Origin of the sequence: Minwuia sp. IMCC3060 (genome assembly GCF_029909435.1) — a bacterium.
Lineage (GTDB): Bacteria > Pseudomonadota > Alphaproteobacteria > Minwuiales > Minwuiaceae > Minwuia.
Genome location: NZ_CP123782.1, coordinates 1,669,774 through 1,690,045 on the forward strand (window position 1 = coordinate 1,669,774; position 20,272 = coordinate 1,690,045).

21 protein-coding genes are annotated in these 20,272 nt (G+C 64.3%); 15 read left to right on the plus strand and 6 right to left on the minus strand.

Annotated elements, in window-relative coordinates; all coding sequences use genetic code 11:
- Nucleotides 1–48: 48 nt before the first annotated feature.
- The 15 genes from ybgC to eno all read left to right on the plus strand — a co-directional run bounded on the left by ybgC (nucleotide 49) and on the right by eno (nucleotide 14,963).
- Nucleotides 49–462 carry a tol-pal system-associated acyl-CoA thioesterase gene (ybgC, locus tag QGV54_RS07920; protein ID WP_281017392.1) on the plus strand — a complete coding sequence of 138 codons (414 nt, stop codon included), beginning with the start codon at nucleotides 49–51 and terminating at the stop codon, nucleotides 460–462.
- Nucleotides 459–1,190 carry a protein TolQ gene (gene tolQ / locus QGV54_RS07925; protein ID WP_281017391.1) on the plus strand — a complete coding sequence of 244 codons (732 nt, stop codon included), beginning with the start codon at nucleotides 459–461 and terminating at the stop codon, nucleotides 1,188–1,190. The genes ybgC and tolQ overlap by 4 nt, the downstream gene beginning before the upstream one ends.
- A complete protein-coding gene (tolR, locus tag QGV54_RS07930; protein WP_281017390.1) occupies nucleotides 1,190–1,630 on the plus strand; it encodes a protein TolR in 441 nt (146 codons plus the stop codon). The genes tolQ and tolR overlap by 1 nt, the downstream gene beginning before the upstream one ends.
- A gap of 54 nt (nucleotides 1,631–1,684) precedes the next feature.
- On the plus strand, nucleotides 1,685–2,734 hold the full coding sequence (locus QGV54_RS07935) for a hypothetical protein (protein ID WP_281017389.1): 1,050 nt from the start codon (nucleotides 1,685–1,687) through the stop codon (nucleotides 2,732–2,734).
- A 26-nt stretch (nucleotides 2,735–2,760) separates the two neighbouring features.
- Nucleotides 2,761–3,135: a hypothetical protein gene (locus QGV54_RS07940; protein WP_281017388.1), complete on the plus strand. Its 375-nt coding sequence runs from the start codon at nucleotides 2,761–2,763 to the stop codon at nucleotides 3,133–3,135.
- Nucleotides 3,132–4,475 (plus strand): Tol-Pal system beta propeller repeat protein TolB, encoded by a 1,344-nt coding sequence (gene tolB, locus QGV54_RS07945; RefSeq protein WP_281017386.1) that lies wholly within the window; start codon nucleotides 3,132–3,134, stop codon nucleotides 4,473–4,475. Before QGV54_RS07940 ends, tolB begins: the two co-directional genes overlap by 4 nt.
- 207 nt (nucleotides 4,476–4,682) lie before the next feature.
- Complete coding sequence (gene pal / locus QGV54_RS07950; RefSeq protein ID WP_281017385.1) at nucleotides 4,683–5,231, plus strand: peptidoglycan-associated lipoprotein Pal; 549 nt, start codon at nucleotides 4,683–4,685, stop codon at nucleotides 5,229–5,231.
- Nucleotides 5,232–5,408: 177 nt separating this feature from the next.
- Entirely contained in the window at nucleotides 5,409–6,455 is a 1,047-nt protein-coding gene (gene ybgF / locus QGV54_RS07955; RefSeq protein WP_281017384.1) for a tol-pal system protein YbgF, read from the plus strand.
- Nucleotides 6,456–6,459: 4 nt separating this feature from the next.
- Entirely contained in the window at nucleotides 6,460–7,671 is a 1,212-nt protein-coding gene (gene tilS, locus QGV54_RS07960; RefSeq protein ID WP_281017383.1) for a tRNA lysidine(34) synthetase TilS, read from the plus strand.
- Nucleotides 7,672–7,833: 162 nt separating this feature from the next.
- Nucleotides 7,834–9,771, plus strand: coding sequence for an ATP-dependent zinc metalloprotease FtsH (ftsH, locus tag QGV54_RS07965; RefSeq protein WP_281017382.1), 1,938 nt, complete (start codon nucleotides 7,834–7,836; stop codon nucleotides 9,769–9,771).
- A gap of 64 nt (nucleotides 9,772–9,835) precedes the next feature.
- Nucleotides 9,836–10,540 (plus strand): hypothetical protein, encoded by a 705-nt coding sequence (locus QGV54_RS07970; protein WP_281017381.1) that lies wholly within the window; start codon nucleotides 9,836–9,838, stop codon nucleotides 10,538–10,540.
- A gap of 99 nt (nucleotides 10,541–10,639) precedes the next feature.
- Nucleotides 10,640–10,942 (plus strand): preprotein translocase subunit SecG, encoded by a 303-nt coding sequence (gene secG, locus QGV54_RS07975; RefSeq protein ID WP_281017380.1) that lies wholly within the window; start codon nucleotides 10,640–10,642, stop codon nucleotides 10,940–10,942.
- Nucleotides 10,943–11,023: 81 nt separating this feature from the next.
- Entirely contained in the window at nucleotides 11,024–12,661 is a 1,638-nt protein-coding gene (locus QGV54_RS07980; RefSeq protein WP_281017379.1) for a CTP synthase, read from the plus strand.
- 52 nt (nucleotides 12,662–12,713) lie between these two features.
- Nucleotides 12,714–13,574, plus strand: coding sequence for a 3-deoxy-8-phosphooctulonate synthase (gene kdsA / locus QGV54_RS07985; protein WP_281017378.1), 861 nt, complete (start codon nucleotides 12,714–12,716; stop codon nucleotides 13,572–13,574).
- A 114-nt stretch (nucleotides 13,575–13,688) separates the two neighbouring features.
- Nucleotides 13,689–14,963: a phosphopyruvate hydratase gene (gene eno, locus QGV54_RS07990; RefSeq protein ID WP_281017377.1), complete on the plus strand. Its 1,275-nt coding sequence runs from the start codon at nucleotides 13,689–13,691 to the stop codon at nucleotides 14,961–14,963.
- 64 nt (nucleotides 14,964–15,027) lie between these two features.
- Here eno and QGV54_RS07995 read toward each other — a convergent pair whose 3' ends face one another.
- The 6 genes from QGV54_RS07995 to QGV54_RS08020 are packed head-to-tail and all read right to left on the minus strand — an operon-like array spanning nucleotide 15,028 to nucleotide 20,249.
- A complete protein-coding gene (locus tag QGV54_RS07995) occupies nucleotides 15,028–15,699 on the minus strand; it encodes a crotonase/enoyl-CoA hydratase family protein (protein ID WP_281017376.1) in 672 nt (223 codons plus the stop codon).
- On the minus strand, nucleotides 15,692–16,582 hold the full coding sequence (locus QGV54_RS08000) for a CoA ester lyase (protein ID WP_281017375.1): 891 nt from the start codon (nucleotides 16,580–16,582) through the stop codon (nucleotides 15,692–15,694). The genes QGV54_RS07995 and QGV54_RS08000 overlap by 8 nt, the downstream gene beginning before the upstream one ends.
- Nucleotides 16,579–17,031, minus strand: coding sequence for a MaoC family dehydratase (locus tag QGV54_RS08005; RefSeq protein WP_281017374.1), 453 nt, complete (start codon nucleotides 17,029–17,031; stop codon nucleotides 16,579–16,581). The genes QGV54_RS08000 and QGV54_RS08005 overlap by 4 nt, the downstream gene beginning before the upstream one ends.
- Before the next feature lie 54 nt (nucleotides 17,032–17,085).
- Complete coding sequence (locus QGV54_RS08010) at nucleotides 17,086–18,297, minus strand: CoA transferase (protein WP_281017373.1); 1,212 nt, start codon at nucleotides 18,295–18,297, stop codon at nucleotides 17,086–17,088.
- A 3-nt stretch (nucleotides 18,298–18,300) separates the two neighbouring features.
- Nucleotides 18,301–19,467, minus strand: coding sequence for an acyl-CoA dehydrogenase family protein (locus tag QGV54_RS08015; protein WP_281017372.1), 1,167 nt, complete (start codon nucleotides 19,465–19,467; stop codon nucleotides 18,301–18,303).
- Nucleotides 19,464–20,249 carry an IclR family transcriptional regulator gene (locus tag QGV54_RS08020; RefSeq protein WP_281017371.1) on the minus strand — a complete coding sequence of 262 codons (786 nt, stop codon included), beginning with the start codon at nucleotides 20,247–20,249 and terminating at the stop codon, nucleotides 19,464–19,466. The genes QGV54_RS08015 and QGV54_RS08020 overlap by 4 nt, the downstream gene beginning before the upstream one ends.
- Nucleotides 20,250–20,272: the final 23 nt, after the last annotated feature.

Sequence of the window (20,272 nt, forward strand, 5' to 3'; positions counted from 1 at the left end):
TCTGATCCGTCCGGGGCAAGGGGGCGTATCCAGGGCGATGCACACCTGATGCCCGTGCGGGTCTATTGGGAAGATACCGATGCGGGTGCCATCGTCTATTACGCGAACTACCTGAAGTTCACCGAGCGGGCGCGGTCGGACATGCTGCGTTTGCTGGGGATCGACCAGCGGGCAATGATGGAGCAGGACTCTGGCGCAATGTTTGCTGTCAGGGATGTCACGGCCAGCTATCTGGCTCCGGCGCGGCTTGACGACGATCTCGTGGTCGAGACGCGATTGACTGAAATGAAGGGGGCAACACTGTCCCTGTCGCAGAACGTGATGCGGCAGGACGAGATGCTGGTGCAAACGCAGGTGCGCGCCGCATTCATCGGGCTGGACGGGCGACCGAGGCGGATTCCCGCCCTGGTGCGCGACCGGCTGACAGCGCTGACAACACGAGGCGGAGAAGAGAAACAATGAATCAGGAAGTTGTGGCAGCCGGTATCGAGGGGCTCAATGCCGCTGACCTGTCCATGTGGGCGCTGTTCCTGCGTTCGGACATCGTGGTGCAACTTGTGATGCTGGTGCTGCTTGGTGCCTCGATCTGGTGCTGGTCGATCATTTTCGAAAAGTGGGTGCGCTATCGCCGTGTCTGGCGTCAGGCGGACAGCTTCGAGAAGGAGTTCTGGTCCGGCGGCAGCCTGGAGGCGCTGTATGACGAGATCGGCGCCAAGGCCAATCATCCCATGGCGGTGCTGTTTGCCGGAGCCATGCGTGAATGGCGGCGCACGGCGGAGCGGGGCCTGACCGGCAAGGATCACCTGCGTGCCGGTCTGCAGGACCGCATCGGGCAGGTCATGCGCATCAGCATCGATCGGGAGGTTGAGCGGCTGGAGCGTTACCTGGGGGTCCTGGCAACGGTCGGATCGACGGCACCCTTCGTTGGCCTGTTCGGCACGGTCTGGGGCATCATGGGCAGTTTCCAGTCCATCGCCGCCACCAAGAACACGTCCCTTGCCGTCGTGGCACCGGGCATCGCGGAGGCGCTGTTCGCCACGGCGCTGGGTCTTGTCGCCGCCATTCCGGCGACCATCGCATACAACAAGTTCTCCAATGATCTCGGGCGCTACGCCACACGGCTGGAAGGCTTTGCGGGCGAGTTCTCCGCCATCATGTCGCGGCAACTGGATGAGGGGGACAGCAACTGATGGGCGCTCAGATGCAGGGCGGGCGGTTCCGTCGCAAGCGCTATGAACCAATGTCCCAGATCAACGTGACACCATTCGTCGATGTCATGCTGGTCCTGCTTGTGGTCTTCATGATCGCGGCGCCGTTGCTTTCCGTCGGTGTGCCGGTCGAACTGCCGAAGGCTGTGGCCCCCACACTTCAGGGTCTGGATGAACCTCTTGCGATAACCATCGACAAGGACGGTCGGATCTTTCTGCAGGAAAAGGAAGTACAGCTTGGTGATCTGGTGCCGAAGCTCACCGCGATCACCGACGCTGCGCAGGATCGGAGGATCTTCGTGCGTGGCGACCGGACAATCGACTACGGACGCGTGATGGAGGTCATGGGCACCATCAATGCCGCGGGCTTCACCCGTGTCGCACTGGTGGCGCAGGCACCCGGCCGCGTCGACGCCCAATAGTCTCACCGGGTCCAGGGCAGGCCCGCAACCGGACAAGGACAGGTACCCAGAGCTGTGATCCGCTCCGCCACCATATCGGTTGTCTTTCATCTGGTTGTTGCCGGGGCGCTGGCGCTTGACCTGCCGTCGTTCAGTGACAGTGAACCCGTGAATGCGGAGACCATCGTGACGGTGTCCTACGAGACCGTCGGACCGGAAACCAATCTGAAGACCGCGGGTGAGCCCGACGAGCCCGCGCCCGACGTGCCGATCAGCGCCCCGGACCAGGAGCGTCAGCCGCCACCGGAGACCGCGCCGCCGCCACCGCCGCCACCTGTGGAGACCGAAACGGCCGAGGTCGCCCCGGCCCCGGAACCTGTTCCTGCCCCCCTGCCGGAGCCGGAGGCTGAGGCACCGCCGCCGCCGCCGACCCCGCGGCCGGTGGTGGAACTGGATCCCGACGGAACCCTGGCCCCGCGCAAGCAGATCGAGGAGAAGGTCGAGAAACTGGCGAAGCTGGAGCCGCTGCCGATCCCGGAACCGAAACCCGTGGAGAAGACACCGCCGCCACCCCTGCCGGAAGTACCGAAGCCCCGGCCCGAGCAGGTCGCCAAGGCAACCACGCCGGTGCCCGAGGCACGACCGCAGAAGGCTCCGGACGAGCAGGAGGCCCTGTTCGACCGGCTGTCGGCCAAGCTGGACCGGCTGAACAAGGAAAAGCCCACGCCGCCGGTGGAGAAGAACGAGACCCGGATCGCCAACATCCGGATCGGGGAGGGGGGGACCGCACGCAATCGCATCAATGCCGTGCTGACCGTATCCGAACGCGATCTGCTGCGCAGCCACATGGCGCGCAACTGGAGCCCGAACCATGGCGCGCCGGGGATTCACGAGATGCGGGTCGACGTTCACCTGTTCCTGAACAAGGACGGCACGCTGGCGCGGGAACCCGAACTGGTTGACGTGGATGATGCCGGTCAGGCCAGCCGTGTCGTGCGGGCCTTTACCGACAGCGCGGTGCGGGCGGTCTACAAGGCACAGCCTCTGCCCATGCCGCCCGACAAGTTCGAGCAGTGGCGGGAGATGGTGTTCACCTTCTCGCTCAGGGAAGTCTACGGTCAGTGACGGGGGAGAATGGAACCATGAGCAGGTTGACTGCGTTTCTGGCTGTGTCGCTGGTTGCTGTCCTTACGAGCGTTGCCGCGCTGGCGGAGCCGGCGGACCTTGCCAGGTCACTGAAGAGCCATGTGACCGATAACTGGGTCGTCCCGGACGTCTTCGGCGATGCCGAACTGATCCAGGTCACGGCCGTGCTGCAGATGAACCCGGACGGCACGCTAAACGGCACGCCGGAGGTGACTGTCACGGATGACGGCGGTCAAAGTGACGCCACAGTTCAGGCATATGTCGACAGCGTGCGTGCAGCGATTGACAGGAGCCAGCCCTTTTCGCTGCCTGCTGACCAGTTTGACGTCTGGCGCACCATCGAGATCAGTTTCAACCTGAAGGAAGAATCCGGTAAATGAAGCTTCTGAATGCAGCGACCCTGGTCATGCTGTGCCTTGGTGCCCTGGGTGCCACGCTGAGCCCGGCGACAGCGCAGTTGAGGATCGACATCACGAGTGCCTCCGTCGATCCATTGCCGGTGGCGGTCACCGATCTGCACGGGGAAACCGCGACGACCCGTGAACTCGGCCGCGAGATCGCGGAGGTCGTCCGGGGGAACCTTTCCCGCACCAGCATCTTCCGCCTCATCAATCCGGCCGCCTATCTGGAATCGCCGGAGGATGTGCTGGTCCGCCCGAACTTCACCAACTGGCGACCGCTGGATGCGCAGGCGCTGGCCACCGGCAGTGTCCGGATCGAGAGTGACGGGCAGCTGCGGACAGAGTTCCGCCTGTGGGATGTCTTCGGTGCCAGCCAGCTCACCGGTCTCGTCTTCCGCACCACACCGGAGAACGCCCGGCGCATCGGCCACATCATCTCCGACGCCATCTACAAGCGTCTGACGGGGGAGGAAGGCTACTTCGACACGCGCATCGTCTATGTCGCCGAATCCGGCCCGCCGGACCGGCGGGTGAAGCGCCTGGCCATCATGGATCAGGACTCCGCCAATCACAGGTACCTGACGGATGGCGCCAACCTTGTCCTGACGCCCCGTTTCTCCCCGACGCAGCAGGTCGTCACCTACATGTCCTATGTCGGCAACCAGCCGCGGGTCTATCTGTATGACATCGATACGGGACAGCAGGAGATCCTGGGCGAATTTCCCGGCATGACCTATGCGCCGCGCTTCTCTCCGGACGGGGAGAAGGTGGTGATCTCCATGGCCCGCAACGGCAACTCCGATGTCTATGTCATGGACCTGCGGACCCGTGTGACGGCGCGGCTGACACGGCATCTGGCGATCGACACATCCCCCAGCTTTGCGCCGGACGGTGACCGGCTGACGTTCAATTCCGACCGGTCGGGGACGCAGCAGATCTACACCATGAATGCAGACGGGTCCGATGTGCAGCGCATCAGCTTTGGGGAAGGACGTTATGCAACACCGGTCTGGTCGCCACGCGGCGATCTGATCGCCTTCACCAAGCTGCTCAAGGGGCGATTCTATATCGGTGTCATCCGTCCTGACGGTACGGGAGAGCGGATCCTGACGGAAAGCTTCCTGGATGAAGGTCCCACATGGTCGCCCAATGGCCGTGTGCTGATGTTCTTCCGCCAGATACCGGGGGACGACAATGGGCGCGGCGGCAGCGTGCGGCTCTGGTCGGTCGACCTGACGGGGCAGAACCTGCGGGAGGTGGCAACACCGATCGATGCTTCCGATCCTGCATGGTCGCCACTGACCCCGCTGGAGGAGTGAAAGAGGCGTATCGGGGGAGCGACATCTTGACAAACAGGTCGCGAGGTCACGCCGATGACACAGAGTCCGGTTCCGATTCACCGTACTTGATGGTAATAGCGGGTTAATGGTTGTCGGGGGGCACCTGCCTGTGACATCCGCGTACATCGTGATTCGATCATCGTTGGGACCGGGATGGTCCTGACGCAGCAGGGAGCTTAATTCATCATGCCTCATGGTTTTCTGGTCAAGGCGGGCAGCATGGTTGCCGCACTGGTTATTCTCGCAGCCTGCTCCGACGAGCCGCCGGCTACGGACGCCTCCGATGCTGGTTCGGGCGGCGCGACGCAGACTGCGGCCCCCGCACCGGCACCTGCGGCCACACCCAGGGTCGTGACCCAGCCCGCCGGACCGAAGGAAGGTTCGCAGGAGCATTTCGTGCTGAACGTCGGCGACCGTGTCTTCTTCGCGTTCGACAGCCATGAACTGAACCGCGACGCGCAGGATGTGCTCCGCCGTCAGGCTGCCTACCTGGCCCGGTTCCCGGCCAAGCGGATCGTTCTGGAGGGTCATGCCGATGAGCGCGGCACCCGCGAGTACAACCTTGGTCTTGGTGAGCGTCGTGCCAATGCGGCGAAGGAATATCTCGCCAGCCTGGGCATCGCGCCGTCCCGCGTGACGACGATTTCCTATGGCAAGGAGCGCCCGGTCGCCCTGGGTCATAACGAGAGCGCCTGGGCCCAGAACCGCCGCTCGGTCACGGTCATCTCCAACTGATGTCGTGAAGTGCCACCTCCGGGTGGCAGCAAGTGTTTCTCGCCCGCCGTTGCCGCGTGCAACGGCGGGCGATTTGCGTCTCGGGACCGCGTTTCGCATTTTCGTCGCATTTCTGCGCCATTGAAGATGCATTCACGTCAATGACGGGTCATTCTTGTCCGTGAAGAGGAGAATCCGATGATGATGGTGTCTGGTCGCGGGGGACTCATGTCCCTTGTTCTCGTGCTTGGCCTGGCGGCACCCCTGGCGACGACTTCTGTCGCGCAGGATCTTGCCCCCCTGAATGATCGGGTCCAGCGGCTGGAACGCTCCGTCACGGACCTGAAGGCGCATGTGCTGGGCGGGCGGCCCCTGCCTGCCGCCCCGACGACGGATAGCGGCGGTGCGGGCCCGGCGACTGTCGCCGAACGGGCTGACGCTGCAGGTCTGATCCTGAAGATCAATGCGCTGGAAGAGGAGATGCAGAACCTCACCAACCGCATCGAGGAAGTGGACTTCAAGCTGCGGCGGATCGACAGCCGCATGACCAAGCTGGTGGAGGACGTGGATTTCCGGCTGACCGCCATCGAGCGGAACATGGCCGCGGCACCCGCACCGGCAGCCACGACGAATCTGGCGGCGGGTGGCAATGCCCAGCCCGTCGAGGGGGCGGCCCAGGGTACACAGGTACTGGGGCAGGTGACGCCAGAGGAAGTGGCCCGCCTGCCGCAAGGCAACGCACCCGCTGGCACCGGCGTGCAGGTGGAGGCTGAACCGTCAGGGAACCGGCTGGCTGCGGCACCCGCCGTCGGCACCGCGCCGACAGGCGGGACACCGATCAATCAGGCTCTGCCGGATGGTGAGCCGAGGGATCAGTACATCCATGCCTTCGGCCTGTTGCAGGCCAAGCGGTTTGCCGAATCCGAACAGGCCTTCAAGGCCTTCCTGGAACTGCATCCGGAGCATGAGCTGGCGGGCAACGCCCAGTACTGGCTGGGGGAAAGCCACTATGTGCGTCAGGACTACGAGGCTGCGGCCTCCGCCTTCCTGACCGGCTATCAGAAGTACCGCACCAGCACCAAGGCACCGGACAACCTGCTGAAGCTGGGCATCACGCTGGTCGTGCTGGATCAGAAGCAGGATGCCTGTGCCGTCTTCAACGAACTCACCGACCGCTATCCCACCGCTTCGAGCAGCATCAAGCGCAGGATGCAGCGGGAGAAGCAGAAGGCCGGTTGCGCCTGATCCGATGACCGAAGCCGAGCTGCGCTTTCAGGAGGCGATGGCAGGACTGCCCGATCCGGGCCGCTCGGTTGCCGCTGCCGTTTCCGGCGGCCCTGACAGCATGGCGCTGGCCATTCTGCTGCGTGACTGGGCGCATGCCCAAGGGCGGCATGTCACGGCGCTGATCGTCGATCATGGCATCAGGGCCGGGTCGGACGCCGAGGCAGGGCTGGTTTCTGAACGGCTCTCTGCCGCGTCTGTCCCGAATGTGGTGCTGCGCTGGGACGGTCCCAAGCCCGCCGCCGGGCTTCAGGCGCGGGCACGGGACGCCCGCTATGGGCTGATGCTCGACTGGTGCCGGGGGCAGGGTATCGACAGCCTGTTCGTCGGTCACCATGCCGACGATCAGGCAGCAACCGTGACCATGCGGATCGCGCGTGGCAGTGGCATCGACGGACTTGGCGCCATGCGGCCCATGGTGGTGCGGGACGGGGTCCGCATCTGCCGCCCGGTGCTCTCCGTGGCCAAGTCGGAACTGATCGCACTGCTTGCTGCCAGGGGCCTTGCCTGGGTCGATGATCCGACCAACGACGATCCCCGGCATGAACGCAACAGGATCGACGAGGAACTGGCCGCGCACCCGGCTTCGGACCAGCAGCGGGCGCGGCTGAACCGGCTGGCCGACCGCGCGGCACGTGCCTCCGACGCATTGCAGGCCTGGACGGACAGGGTCTGGAAGGAATCCGCCATCATCGGCGCGGCTGGCGATGTCACCCTCGATCTGTCCGTGTTTCAGGCCTTGCCGGAGGAGATCAGGCTGCGGCTGTTGCTCAGGGCGGCGGCTCAGGCCGGAGGAATCCAGCCGGGACTGGAGAAGGCGGAGCGTGCTGTCGCGCGCCTGCAACAGGGCGATTCCCTGCTGACGCTGACGCTTGGCCATGCGCTCGTTCGCCAGTCCCGCAAGCGCGTGCGGGTGGTGCGGGAGCACCGGAATCTGCCGTTTCATGACTGGCTGCCGGGCGCGGCCCGGAGCCTGCTCTGGGATGGCCGGTTCCGCCTCGAAGCATCAGCCCCCCTGAACGATCCGATCTCCATCGGGCCCGGCGTTGCGGATACGTCGCTGTTGCCCTGTGTCTACCGCCAGCGCGAAGCCCTCGGCTGTCCGCTCGGGGAGGCCGTCAGGCTGCCGGGCAATGTGCTGGTGCGTGCCACGCCCCTTTTTGTGGCCCCGCGCTGAAACATGTTTCGCTTCCCCGGCTTGTGCACCGCAGAATCCGGACTATCTGAAACGTGTACGAAGTCCTGATTGCAGTGGAGGTCGCCTGCCGCTAGGGGTATCGTATTCGCATGTTTCGTATCTGCTAAAGCAGGTCACCCTGAGTTCAAGGACATCTGACAGTTGGCACCTTTCGGCAGGAATATCGCGTTCTGGATTATCATTGTGGTTCTGGCGCTTGCGCTGGTGAACCTGTTCCAGACCCCTTCGGTGAAGGAGTCGGGTTCCAGCCTCAGCTACTCCGAGTTCATGAACCGGGTGGATGAGGGCTCCGTCCGCAACGTGACGATCGAGGGGCGTTCGATCACCGGCAACCTGTCCGGCGGACAGGCGTTCCGTACCTATGCGCCGTCCGATCCTAACCTGATCCAGAGCCTGCGTGAGCGGGGCGTCGATATCGATGCCAAGCCGCAGGAGGAAAGCAACGGCCTGTTCACGATCTTCGTGTCCTGGTTCCCGATGCTGCTGCTGATTGCCGTCTGGATCTTCTTCATGCGGCAGATGCAGGGCGGCGGTGGCAAGGCCATGGGCTTCGGCAAGTCGAAGGCCCGGCTGATGACCGAGCGCCAGGGCCGCGTGACGTTCGAGGATGTGGCCGGTGTCGATGAGGCCAAGGAGGAACTGCACGAGATCGTGGAGTTCCTGCGCGATCCCCAGAAGTTCCAGCGGCTCGGCGGGCGTATCCCGAAGGGCTGTCTGCTGGTCGGCTCCCCCGGTACGGGCAAGACGCTGATTGCGCGTGCTGTCGCGGGTGAGGCCAATGTGCCTTTCTTCACCATCTCCGGTTCCGACTTCGTCGAGATGTTCGTCGGTGTCGGTGCGAGCCGGGTGCGTGACATGTTCGAGCAGGGCAAGAAGAATGCGCCTTGCATCATCTTCATCGACGAGATCGACGCGGTGGGTCGCCATCGTGGTGCCGGTCTCGGCGGCGGCAATGACGAGCGTGAGCAGACGCTGAACCAGTTGCTGGTGGAGATGGACGGCTTCGAGGCGAACGAGGGCGTGATCCTGATCGCTGCCACCAACCGCCCCGATGTGCTGGATCCGGCGTTGCTGCGTCCCGGCCGTTTCGACCGGCAGGTGGTGGTGCCACTGCCCGACATTCTCGGTCGCGAGAAGATCCTGAAGGTTCACATGCGCAAGGTGCCCCTGGGCCCGAACGTGGATGCCCGCGTGATCGCGCGCGGCACCCCCGGCTTCTCCGGTGCCGACCTGCAGAATCTGGTGAACGAGGCCGCGCTGCTGGCCGCACGCAAGAACAACCGTCTCGTGACCATGCAGGAGTTCGAGGACGCCAAGGACAAGGTCATGATGGGTGCCGAGCGGCGCTCCATGGTCATGGACGAGGACGAGAAGAAGCTGACGGCCTATCACGAGGGCGGTCATGCCATCGTCTCCATGTTCATGCCGGCCTCCGACCCGATTCACAAGGCAACGATCATTCCGCGCGGTCGTGCGCTCGGCATGGTCATGCGCCTGCCGGAGAAGGATCAGCTCTCGATGCGTTACGAGCAGCTGATCTCGCATCTCGGCGTTGCCATGGGCGGCCGGATCGCTGAGGAGATCATCTTCGGCAAGGACCAGATCACCACCGGTGCGGCCAGCGACATCTCGCAGGCGACCAATCTGGCGCGGCGGATGATCACGGAGTGGGGCTATTCCGACAAGCTGGGCCAGGTGCGCTATTCCGCGAACGAGGAAGAGGTCTTCCTGGGTCACTCCGTGACGCAGCAGAAGAACATCTCCGAGAATACCGCGCAGCTGATCGATGCCGAGATCCGTCGACTGGTCGATGACGCCATGGAAACCGCACGGCGGATCCTGACGGAGAATATCGACCTGCTGCACAAGCTGGCCAAGGCGCTGCTTGAGTATGAAACCCTGACGGGCGAGGAAATCATGGCGCTGAAGCGCGGTGAGGAACTGAACCGCCCCGACGAGAACACGGAAGGCCGTGGTGACGGGGCCGGTCCGTCCTCTGCCGTGCCGGAGACCGACGGCCACGGCGGTGAGGAGCCGAAGGGCGGCGGCATGGAACCCGAGCCGCAGCCAGGAAGCTGACTGTACCCAGCACCCAAAGCCCGGCGGGCGCATGTGTCCCCGGGAGAGGAAGACCGAGGGCGGCGTGAAACGCGATCTGCAGAAGGACACAGGTGACGCGGGCGACATTGATGCCTTTCTGGCTCAGGTCGCGGCCACGCCTGCGCCTCGGACAGGCGGCACGCGGCGGGGGCGTCTGCTGTTCGGCATGGATGCGACGGCGAGCCGCCAGCGAAGCTGGGACCAGGCGCTGCACATCCAGTCGGAGATGTTCGAGACGACGCGTGGTCTGGGTGGCCTGGATGTGCAGCTGGTGTTCTACCGCGGCTTCGGCGAATGCAAGGCCAGCAAATGGTTCGGCGATGCAACGGCACTGCGCAATGCCATGCTGAAGGTGCAATGTCTTGGCGGGCGTACCCAGATCGGCCGGGTGCTGTCCCGGGCGCTGAAGGAAACCCGGGACAAGCCGGTGCAGGCGGTCGTCTTCGTCGGCGACAGTATGGAGGAGGATGCCGATGCACTCTGCCATCAGGCAGGGCAGCTCGGCCTGCTGAAGGTGCCGTTGTTCCTGTTTCAGGAAGGTCACGACCCGGATGCGACCGGTGTCTTCCGGCAGATGGCACGGCTGTCCGGCGGGGCCTGGTGTCCCTTCGATGCCTCCAGTGCGGATCGGCTGAAGGAACTGCTGGCGGCAGTCGCCGTCTATGCCGCAGGCGGGCGCAAGGCGCTTGCCGATCACGGACGGGGCAGGGGCGGCGAGATCGCCGGTCTGCTGGAGCAGATCAGGTAGGCGCCTGCGGAATTCGACTGTAGCCGCCACAGGGCTTTCGTTCTGGCGATGGCTCGTGTAAGAGACGGCGACACTCAGAAGGGCTGAACGGCAACACCCATGATCATCATCGTACTTGTCATCCACGTATTGATCGCAATCGCGCTGACCGGCGTGATCCTGATGCAGCGTTCCGAAGGCGGCGCGCTCGGCATTGGCGGCGGCGGCGGCGTGATGTCCACCCGTGGGGCCGGCAACCTGCTCAGCCGTTCGACGGCGATGCTGGCGGTGGCCTTCTTCGCGACCTCGATCCTGCTGGCGATTCTGACCGGCAATCATGGCGAGCCCGAATCGATCATTACCGCTCCGGCGACGGAAGCACCCGCTGAACCGAGTGGACCGGTCGTTCCTCTGGCGGATTGATCCCAACAGAATCAACGCCTAGCGCCGATCATCCAAATCGGCGCTTTTGTGCGTGCGCGCTTTCGACTAAAGGGGAGGTCCATGACGCGGTTTATCTTCATCACCGGCGGCGTGGTCTCCTCACTTGGCAAGGGCCTGGCATCCGCATCACTGGCGGCGCTGCTGCAGGCGCGCGGCCACAAGGTTCGCCTGCGCAAGCTTGACCCCTACATCAATGTCGATCCGGGCACGATGAGTCCCTATCAGCATGGTGAGGTCTATGTGACGGAGGACGGGGCGGAAACAGACCTCGACCTGGGCCACTACGAACGCTTCTCCGGGGTTGCGGCCAACAAGGCCGACAATGTCACCACGGGCCGCATCTATCAGACCGTGATCGAGCGCGAACGGCGCGGCGATTATCTGGGCGCGACCGTGCAGGTGATCCCGCACATCACCGACGCCATCAAGGAATTCATCCGGGCCGGGACCGATGGCCATGATTTCGTGCTGGTGGAGATCGGTGGCACGGTCGGCGACATCGAGAGCCTGCCATTCCTGGAGGCGATCCGGCAGCTGGGTCAGGAACTGGGCCGCGATCATGCCCTGTTCATGCATCTGACCCTGGTGCCCTATATTTCCGCCGCCGGTGAACTGAAGACCAAGCCGACACAGCATTCGGTGAAGGAACTGCGTTCCATCGGTATCCAGCCCGACATCCTGATCTGCCGTTGCGAACATTCGGTGCCGGAGAGCGAGCGCAAGAAGATCGCACTGTTCTGCAACGTCCGCCCTGATGCGGTGATCCAGGCCCCTGATGTGGACAGCATCTATGCCGCGCCGATCATGTTCCATTCGGAGGGGCTGGATGTGGAGGTGATGCGCCACTTCCGCCTTGATGTATCGGTGGAGCCGGAACTGAGCCGCTGGCTGCGCATCGTGGAACGGGTGCGCAATCCGGAAGGCACCGTCCGCATCGGCATCGTCGGCAAGTACATCGAATTGCCCGACGCCTACAAGTCGCTGGCGGAGGCCCTGCGCCACGGCGGCATCGCCAACCATGTGAAGGTCGATATCGACTGGGTTGATTCCGCGATCTTCGAGGAAGATGGCAGCGCCCTGCACCGACTGGAGAACGTGCATGCGATCCTGGTGCCCGGCGGATTCGGGGAACGGGGATCGGAGGGCAAGATTCGCGCGGCCGGTTTCGCGCGCACCCGCAACATCCCCTATCTCGGTATCTGCTTCGGCATGCAGATGGCGGTGATCGAGGCCTGTCGCAGCCTGATCGGCCTCAACGGGGCCGGGTCCACGGAGTTCAATCCTGACTGCAGCGAGCCCGTGGTCGGTCTGATGACGGACTGGGAGGGTGAGGACGGCCAGCGCGAGGTCCGCAGCGATCGCTCCAACATGGGGGGCACGCTGCGTCTCGGGGCCTATCCGGCCGAACTGAAGAGCGGCAGTCACGTGGCCGACATCTACGGCTCGGAACGGATCAGCGAGCGCCATCGGCATCGCTATGAGGTCAATATCAATTACCGCGAGCAGCTCGAGGCCGCCGGCATGATCTTCTCCGGCGTGTCACCGGACGGTCGCCTGCCGGAAATTGTGGAGATCACGGATCATCCCTGGTTCATAGGCGTGCAGTTCCATCCGGAGTTGAAATCGCGCCCGTTCGAGCCACATCCCCTGTTTGCCAGTTTCGTCGAGGCCGCCATTCGCCAGTCGCGTCTGGTATAGTTGCCTTCACGGACCGTCTCCGACGGTCGAACCCGACAGGAAAGTACTGCACATGGCCGATACCGCGAGAGGCGCTGCACCGGGCGTCATGACCGTCGGCGACATTCGCATCGGCAATGACCTGCCGTTGGTGCTGATTGCCGGACCCTGCCAGATGGAAAGCCGGGAACACGCGCTGGAGATGGCGGGCGCGATCCGGGAGATCGCGGACCGCGTCGGCATCCGGGCAATCTACAAGTCCAGCTTCGACAAGGCCAATCGCACCAGCGTTGGCGGCAAGCGTGGCCTGGGGCTGGAGAAGTCCCTCGCGGTCTTTGCCGAGGTGCGGGAAAAGACCGGTCTGCCGGTGCTGACCGACGTGCATACGGCGGAACAGTGCCCCATCGTCGCCGAGGCCGTGGATGTGATGCAGATACCGGCATTTCTCTGCCGCCAGACCGATCTGCTGCTGGCGGCGGGGGAGACAGGCTGTGCCATCAACGTGAAGAAGGGGCAGTTCCTCGCCCCCTGGGACATGAAGAACGTGGTCGACAAGCTGCGCAGCACCGGCAACAACAACATCTCCGTCTGCGAACGCGGCGCCAGTTTTGGCTACAACACGCTGGTCACCGACTTCCGGGGCCTGCCGATCATGGCGGAACAGACCGGCTGCCCGGTGGTCTTCGATGCCACCCATTCAGTGCAGCAGCCGGGCGGGCAGGGCGGCAGCAGCGGGGGACAGCGCGAATTCGTGCCTGTGCTGGCGCGGGCCGCCGTCGCCGTCGGTGTCGCCGCTGTCTTCATGGAGACCCACGAAGACCCGGACAATGCCCCTTCCGATGGCCCCAACATGGTACCGGTGAACGAGCTTGAGGCGCTGCTGCGTCGCCTGATGGCGTTCGATGCCGTTGCGAAGGACGTTGCGGCGGTCTGAGCCGGTCAAATTCTTGCGCGAAAGTGGCGCGGCGGGGGAATCACCTTTGAGATTTGTCCGTTTGTGGTCTACCTGTTGCCAGCAGCAGACTGACCAACGCAACGGAGGGCGCCGATGACCGCCATCATCGACATTGTGGGACGTGAAATTCTGGACAGCCGGGGCAACCCGACGGTGGAGGTCGACATGCTGCTGGACAGCGGGGCCTTCGGCCGTGCCGCCGTTCCGTCCGGTGCCTCCACGGGTTCCTATGAGGCGGTGGAGAAGCGCGACAACGACGACCGCTATGGCGGCAAGGGCGTGCTGCAGGCCGTCGAGGCGGTGAATGGCGAGATCTTCCAGGCGCTGTCGGGCATGGATGCCAGTGACCAGCTCGCCATCGACCGGATGCTGATCGAACTGGACGGCACGCCAAACAAGGCACGCCTGGGTGCCAACGCCATCCTGGGTGTCAGTCTGGCCGCGGCCAAGGCGTCGGCGGACGCGCTGGACCAGCCACTGTGGCGCTACGTCGGTGGCGTGTCGGCGCGCACTCTGCCTGTTCCGATGATGAACATCATCAATGGTGGTGCCCACGCCGACAATCCGATCGACATTCAGGAATTCATGATCATGCCGGTCGGCGCGTCCAGTTTCTCGGAAGCACTGCGCTGCGGTGCGGAAGTCTTCCAGGCGCTGAAGAAGCGGCTTCAGGATGCCGGGCACAACACCAATGTCGGTGACGAGGGCGGCTTCGCGCCGTCGCTGGGCAGTGCCGAGGAAGCGCTGGAATTCATCATGGCCGCCATTGCCAAGGCCGGATACCTGCCGGGCGAGGATGTCTTCGTGGCACTGGATGCGGCCTCGACCGAATTCTTCCACAAGGGCAAGTACGAGCTGGCGGGCGAAGGCAAGTCCCTCGATCAGGGCCAGATCGTCGATTACTACGCCAACCTGTGTGCCCGGTTCCCGATCATTTCCATCGAGGATGGATGTGCCGAGGATGACTGGGAAGGCTGGGCCATGCTGACGGAACGGCTGGGCGACAAGGTACAGCTTGTCGGTGACGACCTGTTCGTCACCAACCCGGCGCGTCTGGCCGACGGCATCGCACGCGGCGTCGCCAACTCCATCCTGGTGAAAGTCAACCAGATCGGCACCCTGAGCGAGACGCTGGAAGCCGTGGACATGGCCCATCGCGCCTCCTACACCGCTGTCATGTCGCACCGTTCGGGCGAGACCGAAGATGCGACCATCGCCGACCTGGCGGTCGCGACCAATTGCGGGCAGATCAAGACCGGCTCGCTGGCCCGCTCCGACCGTACAGCCAAGTACAACCAGCTTCTCCGCATCGAGGACATGCTGGGCCCGGACGCGCTCTACGCCGGTCGCTCGGTCCTGCCGGAGTAAGCAGGAAGGGCCGACTTCGCTTCTCCTTCCCCCTGTGGAGGAAGGAGCACCAATGGAATTTTTGCTAGACGCTGTTGCCCAGAGCGACGCGGGCAGCGGCGGCACCGCGCAGGCGCTGCTTCACGCCTGCGACTGCGGCCTTGTCGAGTTGCTTCATCTGCTCCGCTGCCGCGGCCAGTGCCTCGTCGAAATTGCCGGGCACGGCGACCTGATCCAGATAGCCGACGTTCAGCGCGTCGTCGGGGGAATAGAGCCGGGCGCCGACCGTCGCCATGGTGAGCGCGCGGCGGTCCAGCCGAGCCTCCGCCAGTTCTATGGCGAAGGCGGGCAGGGTGAGGCCGATGGCCGTTTCGTTCAGGCCGATGCGGAAGTCACCGTCCATGCCGATGCGACAGTCCGCCGTCAGCACCAGCAACGCTCCCGCGGCCACCGCATGACCGGTCACCCCGATCAGCAGCGGTTGCGGGTGCAGCCAGGCCTTCATCAGCAGATCCTGACCGGCGTTGACAAGCGCGGGAACGCCGGACGGATCGCCGCGAATGACCTTCAGGTCAAATCCGCCGCAAAGCACGCCCTCGCGTCCCCGGATGACTGTCACATCGGCTTCACCTGCCGCCCGGTCGAGTGCGGCGGAGAGCGCCTGCATCATTTCATGACCGAAGGCATTGGCCTTGCCGTCATCCATGTGCAGGGTCGCCACGCCGTCGGTCAGGCTGTAGTGAACCGGCTCAGCCACCGAACTGTGCAACCAGTGCCATCAGGTTCCGTGCCTGCTTCAGGTGCGGCATGTCCAGCATCTTGCCGTCCAGGCCGACGGTGCCGAGACCGGGATTGTCCTCGAACGCCGCTATGACACGTTTGGCGTGGGTGACTTCCTCCTCGGTCGGGGTGAAGGCACGGTTGATGACCTCCGACTGCGCCGGGTGAATGGCGATCTTGCCGATGAAACCCGACCGCTGGTCGCGACGGCATTCCGCCTCCAGTCCCTCCAGATCACGGAAATCGACGTAGACCACCCCCACCGGTTGCGCGTCGATGGCGCGGGCGGTGGTCAGGCAGAGCGTCTTGGCAAGCTGGAACGGCGCGTCGTAGTCACCTGTATCGGGATGACGGTTGGTACTGGCTCCCAGGGCCGCCGCCAGATCCTCCCCGCCCCAGGTCAGGGCCGTCAGCCGCTCCGACACATTGTCCAGATAGGTATGGAACGTCAGCAGGGACTGGGCGGTCTCGGTGGCGACACAGAGGATGCGGGTCGAGCCGAGTTCCAGACCCTCCCGCGTTTCCAGTGCCGAAAGCATGGTGGCGAGCGTGTTCACGTCCGCCGCCGAATAGACCTTCGGCAGCACGATGCCGTTCGGCGCACCGGGCATGACCGCGACCAGGTCGGGCAGGGACAGGGGCGTATCAAGCGGGTTGATCCGCACCCAGAGTTCCTGCCGGGAGCGGTCCGGGTGGGCCTTCAGGAAGTCGCGCGTCATCTCCCGCGCGATCTCCTGCCGGTCATCGGACACGGCATCCTCCAGATCGAGGATCAGCGCATCGGCGGGGTTGTCCGGCCCCTTGGCGAGCTTGCGCTCGCTGTCGCCGGGAACGAACAGCCAGGATCGGTTCAGCCTCATGCCGGGCGCTTCTTCATGAAGGCGGTACGGACACAGTAGGCGACTTCCTCACCGCGCTGGTTGAAGCCGAAGTGCTCGAACACCACCATGCCGGCGTTGGGGCGGGACTTGCTCTCCCGCATGCTCTTCACCTTGGTCACGGCGCGCACGGTATCGCCGTGGAACACCGGGTTGGCGAAACGCACGTCGGTCATGCCCAGGTTGGCGATGGTCGTGCCCAGCGTGGTGTCACCGACGGTCACGCCGATCACCAGGCCCAGCGTGAACAGGCTGTTCACGATGCGCTGCCCGAACTCGGTGCCCTTGGAGAATTCCTCATCCAGGTGCAGTGGCTGCGGATTGTGTGTCATGGCGCAGAACATGACGTTGTCCATCTCCGTGATGGTGCGCGTCAGGGAATGCTTGAACTCCATCCCGACTTCGAATTCCTCGTAGTACAAACCAGACATAGCGTGTTCCTCCCCTTTGCATGTTGGTCGAAGGTCATCATTCGATGGATTGGCTCAGTTTTCCAGCGCTGCCTTGATGCGCGCGGCGTCATAACCCAGTTCACCGAGTATCTCGGGCCCATGCTCGCCCAGTCCGGGGGCCGGGCGCGAGGATTCGGGCTGGGTTTCGGACCAGGTGGCCGGATAGGCCATCTGCCGCAGTGTGCCCTCGCTCGGGTGTTCGACTTCCTGGAAGAAGCCGACATCTGCCAGGTGCGGCTCCGCGATCAGACCGTCCAGGTCGTTGAGCGGACCGGCCGGAACGTCGAGACGGTCGAAGGTCTCCAGCCATTCGGCGGTCGTGCGTGTCAGCAACAGCTCAGCCAGCTCACTGTACAGGCTGCCGATATTCTCGGTCCTGCTGGTCATGGAACGATAGCGCGGGTCGTTGTCGAAGGCTTCCTCCCGCCCCTGATCGCGCATGAAGTCGCGCCAGTGGCGGTCGGTATAGAGCATCAGGCAGACATGGCCGTCCTTCGTGGGGAAGGGACGGCGGTCCGGCACCAGCAGCCGGGGATAGCCGCTCGGCCCCAGATCGGGACTGAAGGTTGCCCCACCCATGTGGTCGCCCAGGACGAAGCCGGCCATCATCTCGAACATGGGCATGTCGATGCGCTGGCCCCGGCCGGTGCGCAGTTGGTGCACCAGTGCCGCATTGATCTGACCGACCGCCCAGAGGCCGACTCCCCGGTCCACAAGCGCCGTCGGGGCGTAGGCGGGCGGGTGACCGCTGGCACGATGGGACAGGGCAGGGATCGCCACCCCGCCCTGGATCAGGTCATCGAAGGCGGGCTTGGCCGCGTTGCGCCCGTTCTGGCCATAGCCGAAGAGACCAGCGTAGATCAGGCGCGGATTGAGTGCGCTGACCGTCTCCCATCCCAGCCCGAGCCGCGCCATCACCTTTGGGCGGCGGTTGTAGAGCAGCACATCGGCGTCACGCAGCAGATCGAGCATCGCTGCATGGGCTTCAGGCCGTTTCAGGTCGAGAACGATGCTGCGCTTGCTGCGGTTCACATTGAGGAAGATCGCGCCCATGCCCGGATTGCGCATCGGCCCGATACCCCTGACCGGGTCACCCCCCGGGGCTTCCACCTTGATCACGTCCGCGCCCATGTCGCCCAGGATCTGGCTGGTGTAGGGCGCCATGAGCATGTTCGTCAGGTCGATCACCCGGATGCCGTCAAGCGGGCGCTGGCCCGTCTCCGGCTTCGTCGTGCTTCCTGCCATGGCTCAGTAGGACTTCGGCAGGCCCAGCACCCGCTCCGCCACGTAGCAGAGGATCAGGTGCGGGGTGATCGGTGCAATGCGATGGATCAGGGCTTCGCGCAGATAACGCTCGACGTGATACTCCTTCGCGTAGCCCATGCCGCCATGGGTCAGGATCGCGGCGTTGCAGGCCTTGAATGTTGCTTCACCGGCCAGATACTTCGCCGCATTGGCGAAGGCGCCACTGTCCTCGCCCCGGTCGTAGAGCTGGGCGGCGCGGAAGACCATCAGGTTTGCCGCCTCCAGTTCCATCCAGTTCTCGGCCAGCGGATGCTGGATCGCCTGGTTCATCCCAATGGGGCGACCGAAGACCTCCCGTTCCTTCGCATAGTTGGTGGCGCGGCGCAGGGCGGCGCGACCGAGACCCACCAGTCCGGCGGCGATCAGGATGCGTTCGGGATTGATTCCATGCAGCAGATAGCGGAAGCCCTTGCCCTCTTCCCCGATCCGGTTCTCCACCGGAATCTCCAGCCCGTCGATGAAAACCTGATTTGAATCAACGCACTTCCGGCCCATCTTGTCGATCTGCCTGATCTCCACCTTTGACCGGTCGAGGTCGGTGAAGAACAGGCTGAGGCCGTCGATCGGCTTCTCCGTATCGGCCTCATCGGTGGTGCGGGCGATCAGCATGATCTTGTTCGCGACCTGCGCCGTGCTGATCCAGGTCTTCTGTCCATGCACGATGTAGCGGTCACCCTTCCGCACGGCCCGCGTCTTCAGACGGGTGGTATCCAGGCCCGTGTTCGGCTCCGTGACGCCAAAGCAGGCGATGTCGTCGCGCTTTATCACTGGCGGCAGCATCCGCCGCTTCTGTTCCTCCGTGCCGTAGCGGACCACGGGATTGAGGCCGAAGATGCCTAGGCTGACAGACGAGACGCCGCCGTTTCCTGCACCGGACTGGGAGATCGCCTGCATCAGGATCGCCGCCTCCGTGATGCCGAGGCCGGAGCCGCCGTATTCCTCCGGCATCGCGATGCCCATGAAACCCTGATCCGCAATGGCGCGGCAGAAGTCTTCCGGGAACCTGCCGTCGGTGTCCCGCGCCAGCCAGTATTCGTCGTCGAAGTCGCTGCACAGCCGTTCGACGCTGTCGCGGATCTGCAGTTGTTCCGGTGTGAAATCGATGCTCATGAAATCTCCCTCCCCAGGGCTGTCTCGGGTACGTCTCTCGGTCCGGGCCGGAAGCCGAATGCCCGGCAGCGCGCTGCGGCACGGTGCATTGCCGCCTCATGTCGCACCGCCGACTGCCGCATGCGCTCGCTCGGGCCCGCGATCAGGATGGTTGCCGACACATTGCCGTCAGGCCCGAATACGGGGACGGCAAGACCGCTCGCACCGGCGATCCGCTCGTCGCACGTGCGTGACAGCCCTTCGGCGCGGATCTGCTTCAGTTCTGCCAGCAACTTCCGCCGGTCGGTAATGGTGGTCGGTGTGAAACGCTCACGTGCGGCGCCATCAAGGCAGGCCTCACGTCGTGAAGGCTCCATATAGGCGAGCAGCAGCTTCCCGCCCGCCGTGCAGTGCAGCTCGCGCTGATCGCCGGCCTTCACCGTGTAGCGAATGGGGTTCGGGCACTCGACCCGGTCGAGATAGGTGATCATGCGCTGATCGGCAGACAGGACACCCAGCACGGCGGTCTCGCCCGTCTCCGTCATCAGTTCGGCCAGCACGGGTCGCAGGATGTCCACCATCTGCTCACCGAAGACCGCATGCCTTGCCAGCCGCAGGAAGCGATCACCCAGGGAATAGCTGCCGTCGGAACCGCGCTGGATGCACCCTTCATCCTGCAGACCCTGCAGCAATCCCAGCAGGCTGGACTTCGGGGCCCCCGTCGCGTCGGCAATGTCGCCCAGGCTGACACCAGCCTTGTCGCCACCGCGTGCCGCGACCAGCCGTTCCAGGATCAGCAGCATGCGCCCGATGGATTGGGGCGCGG